We start from the raw sequence: 1145 nt of genomic DNA, 5'->3' as shown, positions 1-1145 counted from the left end.
AGGGGGCGCGGGGTGGGCAGGGGGCGCGAGCCGGGCAGGGGGGCGCTGGGGGCGCGGGCGGGTCAGCGGCGGTCGCCGCGGCCGCCGCTCTCCAACTCGGCGTCGATCCGGTCCAGGTCCAGGGGGGCGGCCTCGTCGTCCGACAGGCCGGCGTAGGGGTCGGGGGCGTTGGCGCGCCGCCGGTCGTTGAAGTACGCCAGCACCTCGGCGACCTCGAACAGAAGCACCGTGGGGATGGCGAGCGCCAGCATGGTGAAGGGGTCCTGGCTGGGCGTGGCGACCGCCGCGAACACGAAGATCCCGAAGATCATCATGCGCCGGTACCGGGCGATCGCGCCGTGCGGCAGCACCCCCGCCATGTTGAGGATCACCACGAACAGCGGCAGCTCGAACGCCAGCCCGAAGATCAGCAGCATCGCCTGCGCGTAGCCGAGGTAGGACTCCACCCCCACCAGCACCGTGGAGCCGCCGGGCGCGAGCCCGATGAGGATCTTCAGGCCCTTGTCCATCGTGACGTAGGCCAGGGCCGCGCCCGCCACGAACAGCGGCACGGCCGCCGCGATGAACGCGTACGTCCACCGCTTCTCCCGCTTGTACAGGCCGGGCGCCACGAACGCCCACAGCTGGTACAGCCAGATCGGGGAGGAGATCACCGCGCCCGCCAGGAGCGCGACCTTCATGTGGATGAAGAACCCGTCGAAGATCCCGTGGACGACCAGGTCGCACTTGTGGTTGATGCAGTGCTTGGGGTCGATCCGGGTGAACGGCTCGGTGACGAAGTTCCAGATGGGGCCGAAGAACAGCCACCCGACACCGGTGCCGGCCGCCAGGCCGAGCATCGCCTTGATCAGCCGGTTGCGCAGCTCGCGCAGGTGCTCCATGAGCGGCATGCGGCCCTCGGGGTCGACCGGCCGCTTCTTCATCTTCATGGTGGGCAATCAGGGGTCGGGGAGCGGCGCGCGGCCGGTCCGAGCGGAAGAGCCGTGGGGACCCGGGGTGCGGTCAGCCGTTCGCGCGGTACTGCCCGCGGTCGACCGGGACGCCCTCGATCGGGTCGCCGGACGGCAGCGCGCCCGGACGCCGCTCGGACGCCGCCGCCTCGCGCTCCAGCCGGGCGGCCTCCTCGCGGAGCCGCGCCGCGCGCT

General features: G+C 72.2%; 1 protein-coding gene. It reads right to left on the bottom strand.

What is annotated here, in order from left to right; all coding sequences use genetic code 11:
• Positions 1–62 precede the first annotated feature (62 nt).
• Positions 63–929 (bottom strand): twin-arginine translocase subunit TatC, encoded by an 867-nt coding sequence (gene tatC / locus DZF91_RS23470; protein ID WP_235834499.1) that lies wholly within the window; start codon positions 927–929, stop codon positions 63–65.
• Positions 930–1145 lie beyond the last annotated feature (216 nt).

This window comes from Actinomadura logoneensis, from assembly GCF_003428695.1.
In the GTDB taxonomy this organism is placed as follows: domain Bacteria; phylum Actinomycetota; class Actinomycetes; order Streptosporangiales; family Streptosporangiaceae; genus Spirillospora; species Spirillospora logoneensis.
Note: the sequence above shows the minus strand (reverse complement) of the source record. Positions and strands in the feature narration are given on the sequence as shown.